This window comes from Limnofasciculus baicalensis BBK-W-15 (assembly GCF_024178385.1).
GTDB classification, from domain to species: domain Bacteria; phylum Cyanobacteriota; class Cyanobacteriia; order Cyanobacteriales; family Coleofasciculaceae; genus Limnofasciculus; species Limnofasciculus baicalensis.
Window position 1 is genome coordinate 1 of the sequence record NZ_JAMZMM010000444.1, and the last position, 4,281, is coordinate 4,281.

The 4,281-nt window shown below is 44.7% G+C and carries 6 protein-coding genes; 2 read left to right on the forward strand and 4 right to left on the reverse strand.

The features are described 5' to 3' along the window. Positions 1 to 55 precede the first annotated feature (55 nt). Positions 56 to 667 carry a Uma2 family endonuclease gene (locus NJ959_RS26220; RefSeq protein ID WP_254014703.1) on the reverse strand — a complete coding sequence of 204 codons (612 nt, stop codon included), beginning with the start codon at positions 665 to 667 and terminating at the stop codon, positions 56 to 58. 210 nt (positions 668 to 877) lie between these two features. Between NJ959_RS26220 and NJ959_RS26225 the strand changes: the two genes are divergently transcribed. Further along, entirely contained in the window at positions 878 to 1,102 is a 225-nt protein-coding gene (locus NJ959_RS26225; protein ID WP_254014704.1) for a hypothetical protein, read from the forward strand. Here the strand turns inward: NJ959_RS26225 and NJ959_RS26230 are convergent. From NJ959_RS26230 to NJ959_RS26240, 3 genes are all read right to left on the reverse strand, one after another. Next, positions 1,099 to 1,293 carry a hypothetical protein gene (locus NJ959_RS26230; protein ID WP_254014705.1) on the reverse strand — a complete coding sequence of 65 codons (195 nt, stop codon included), beginning with the start codon at positions 1,291 to 1,293 and terminating at the stop codon, positions 1,099 to 1,101. The two genes, NJ959_RS26225 and NJ959_RS26230, sit on opposite strands and share 4 nt — an antisense overlap. Before the next feature lie 65 nt (positions 1,294 to 1,358). Further along, complete coding sequence (locus NJ959_RS26235; RefSeq protein WP_254014706.1) at positions 1,359 to 1,775, reverse strand: tetratricopeptide repeat protein; 417 nt, start codon at positions 1,773 to 1,775, stop codon at positions 1,359 to 1,361. Between the two features lie 146 nt (positions 1,776 to 1,921). Continuing rightward, positions 1,922 to 2,278, reverse strand: coding sequence for a HesB/IscA family protein (locus NJ959_RS26240; protein WP_254014707.1), 357 nt, complete (start codon positions 2,276 to 2,278; stop codon positions 1,922 to 1,924). A gap of 277 nt (positions 2,279 to 2,555) precedes the next feature. Between NJ959_RS26240 and NJ959_RS26245 the strand changes: the two genes are divergently transcribed. Beyond that, a complete protein-coding gene (locus tag NJ959_RS26245; RefSeq protein ID WP_254014708.1) occupies positions 2,556 to 4,265 on the forward strand; it encodes a DUF6930 domain-containing protein in 1,710 nt (569 codons plus the stop codon). The last annotated feature ends 16 nt before the right edge of the window (positions 4,266 to 4,281 follow it).

Consider the following 4,281-nt stretch of genomic DNA (forward strand, 5'->3'; position numbering starts at 1 on the left):
TGAACTTGGAAGCCCCCCTCATACTGGTACTCCAGTTGAGGGCGGGTAGTTCACTCTACGCCCCAAAAACCAGATCTACCATCAGCGACAAGTCAGGGAAGGTAGGTGAGATAAGGCACTCCCCGGCTCGAAATTGCTGCCACTCATATTCCCCATCTACCAATTGACAGACAGTAAAAGTGGGTTGTTTGGGATTGCCAATAAAGCGTCGCCCACCCAATGCGGCATAATCCACAATCCAATACTCCTGAATACCCAATGCTTCATACTCTCCCAGCTTAGTGAAGTAATCATCCCGCCAATTGGTTGAAACAACTTCCACAATAATCTTAATCGATTTACCCAAGCTGATGATAGATCCACTTTCCCACTCAGGTTCATCAATCAGTGCCGATTCATCCAAAACAATCACATCCGGTTCATATCCAGAATTACCATCAATAGAACGGACAATGGACTCTTTAGGGATAAAATAGGGCAACTTCGCCTGACGAATGGCAGTACCTACATCGTAAGCTAAATTGCCTGACACTTTTGAATGCTTGCCTCTTGGTTTTGGCATCTCAACAATTACCCCACGGTGTAACTCATAGCGGCATTCAGAAGTTTCTGGTAGCCACTCAACAAACTCGTCAAATGTAATCGGCTGTTGCAATGTTTGGATCATGGGTTTACCTCACACGACTTGCTGACGTAAACAAAGTGTAACGCACCTTGATTTATTTACATTTTTCGCTAATTTACTGGAAAATTACCTAAAAATTGATTATGATCTAGAAATGATTGAGGTTGAATGTTAAAAAATTGTGCTAACTGTTCAATTTTACTCAGGTGCAAAATCCGGTGAAGATCCCCTAGTTATCTAAAAAAAAAGCCAATGGAAATTCTAGAACTAAAGGCGCTAATCAAGGAAAGTGTGCGAGAAGTTTTGCGAGAGGAGCGACTATTGCTCTGTCAGATTCTCATACCCTACGTGAGTGATGAAGAACAAGGAGAAATAGAAGCTGAATTTGGTTTTCCTTCAGATTATAACAATGACGAACTTATTGACATGACAAACTGGGTGAAACATGGCGGTCAAATTTCACAAGCAGGCAATTAAGTTTTTAGCGTCCCTAACGTATCCAGCAAATGATAAAGAGGATGCTGTTCATTTGTGCCGATTTCATCAATTAAATCATTTAATCGCTCGATCGCTTCCTCATACTCTTCCTCATTGCGAATCGTCAGTAGAGGCGCGATCGCACTCCAATGGATATTAATGTCTGGAGGAAGTGTAGTTAAGCTTTCCATTGGTCTTTGTCGTATTCTGAATGGGTCAAGATATCTGGATTTATCTGACTATATTATTAGCCCCCTCAACTCAGATAATTTTTCACCTTCTTTAAACTCTCCCAATCAGGTTTTCGACTCAATCCATCTTCAATACTTTCAGTTAACTCATCTTTAATTTCTCGTTCCATCGCCATCATCTGTTTAATAACATCGATGTGTTTGCGAACACCAGTTTGACGAGTTTCCAACATAGCAATAACCAAATTTACCCGTCCTTGGGGGGCAGTTGGTTCCAACTTGACACCTTTAAGAGCTAGTTTATAGGCTCGTTCCGGCTGATTATCTAGCAAATACAGCCATGCCAGACAACTCCAAGCCGCAGCAATTTTCGGGGAGCGATCGCAAATTTCTTCAAATACCGGAATTAGTGTATCTGGACCTTCACCCGCTTTATAGCGTTCCAGTCCTGTATCAAAAAGTGAAGTAGCAGACTCGATCATATCAAACTAGGGAGTAGGGAGTAGGGAGTAGGGAATAGGGAATAGGGAATAGGGAATAGGGAATAGGGAATAGGGAATAGGGAGTAGGGGAGAAGATTTTTAACTCAAAACTCAAAACTCAAAATTCTCTTCCCCATTCCCCCAGATTAGACGCTAAAAGACTTACCACAGCCACAGCTTTGGCTAGCATTGGGGTTAGTGAATTGAAAACCACCACCAATCATGGCATTGCTGTAATCGAGTACCAAACCGTAGAGATACAGTAGGCTTTTGGGATCGCAGACAATTTTGAAGCCATCGTAATCAAAGATTTCATCATTATCCCGTACCTGAGATGGTTCTTCAAAATCCATCAGGTAAGACATACCCGAACAACCGCCCTGACGAACGCCAACCCTTAAGAAGAGGTCTTTTCCTTGTTGGTTCCGCAGTGCCAAAATATGCTGGAGAGCTTGTTCCGTCAGTTGGATTCCTTTTTGTTTGGTTTCAGTTGCTTGTGTCATTGGTAGCTTGTGACTCCTAATTGCTCAGTGACATGATTAGTGGTCTGGAGTAGCTGGACTACACCGGATTAATTCGGCTTACTCCAAATTGGTGCTACCCTACAGCTCTAGTTTACCTTTGATTATTAGCTAGCGACGAAGCAAAGGTATTGAATATGATAGTCATAATGGGAAGAAGAAAGAGCAGGCTGGAAGTTAATGAGGTTTAATAGGAGTATCCAATCAAGCGTCATGGCTCCACTAGCCAGTATTTTTGCACTCTTTCGCCACCTATTCTATGTCTGCCCTCAATCGCAATACTTGTCGTCGGCTCAAAAAACTACCACAGATTCCTAGTGTCTGGGAAGGCGATCGCCGTCCCCTGTTAGGCTTTGGGGAGGGCGAGGAGGATGCTGATGGCAACAGCGAATGTATCCTTTGGGTGGATGGTTCAGAAGGAATCGTCCGGGCAATGGATGTGGTGCCACCAGAAATGGGACCTGAAGCCACGGTTCGTACCCTCTTGCGCTCCATGGAACATCCCCAAAGTCCGGCTAGGCCAGCACGACCTGCCAAAATTGTAGTTCGAGATCGAGAACTTCAGTTTTTCTTGCGGGGAGTCCTGCAAGAGTTAGATATTACAATCGATCACGTTCCCGATTTACCTCTGATTGATGAATTGTTTCGGGGGTTTGAGGAGGTAGCACAGTTAAGACAGCCCAAACTGCCTCCCCAGTATGCCGATCTTCTGATTGCCAAAGCTTACGATATTTGGCAGGATGCTCCTTGGGATGCCCTTGCGGATCACCAAATTCTCGCCATTGAATTAAATCGGTGGGATACAGAAACACTCTATGTCTCAGTGATGGGAATGATGGGGATGGAGTATGGGGTACTGCTATATCGCTCCATGGATTCCCTGAAGCGGTTTCGGGCATCAGTTTTGGCTCAGGAGTCCTTAGCGGCGATGGAACAAGCATTTTTAGGACAGGATTGCTTCTTTATCACCTACGGGAAAGCTGATGAAGATTCAGAGGAGGAGGATGAAGACGATGATGATGACATCGATTTAGCTGATTTCCCGGTTTCAGAAATCATGCCTAACTTTGGCACAGTCCATCCTCTAGAAGGAATGAGACCTTTTCTCTATGATGAAGAAGCGATCGCAGTTTACATCGCTCTGGAGAGCTTGCATCGGTTTTTCCGCAGTTCCCACCGACAGTTGGTAGATGATACCCTTCCAGATATTACCAAGCGTTACCGTATCCCAATTCCCCTAGAAGCAGGCTTAAAACCCACAAAATCTGTTAAATCAGATAAATCAGATAAATCAGAAACGGAGTCAAAATCCACAATATCTGTTAAAATTACTACCCTGCCGGAATTGTCCTCGGAATTGTTGGAAATGGCGGAACTCGCCGAAAAAGACAATATGGGGGATGAGGATGATTTTGAGGAAATGCCGCTACCGCTGCACGATGACTTAGTGCCAAAAGATGCTTTCCTCAGTTTGGGGATGATTCCTTGGGAAATTATCGAATCCTTACGCTCAGGCGTTGATTTTTATCAGTCTAGAGATCTTGAGGCAAGCGGCGAAGGGTTGCCAGTGGTGTTGATTCAAACCACTCGCCCCAAAGCAAAATCCGTAATCGAGCAGCTCAAAATAGCAGGTGGGATCAAAGGAATTGGCTTTACTCCAGGGGAAGATCCCTCCATTGGGGAGCGCTACGATTTGGGTATTCTCCAAACCGAAAATAGTAGTTTGTACCTGTTTGGAGAGTTTTCCGCAGAAGATCCCGTTCATATTGCAGCTCGCAAAAAGTGGGATCAGCGCTGCAAAAAGAATAAGGGATATTGTGGCTTAATCGTTGCCAAGGGGTTGACGGGGGCATCTCGCGGCAATCCCCAGCCTAATGACATGATGGCTGTGTTTGAAGCGCGATCGCTCTCAACTAAGGAATTGGGGCTGGGGATGCTTCAGCTTATGCCAGTCTTTGAGTTGGAGTAGGGAGAGGGGAGTAGGG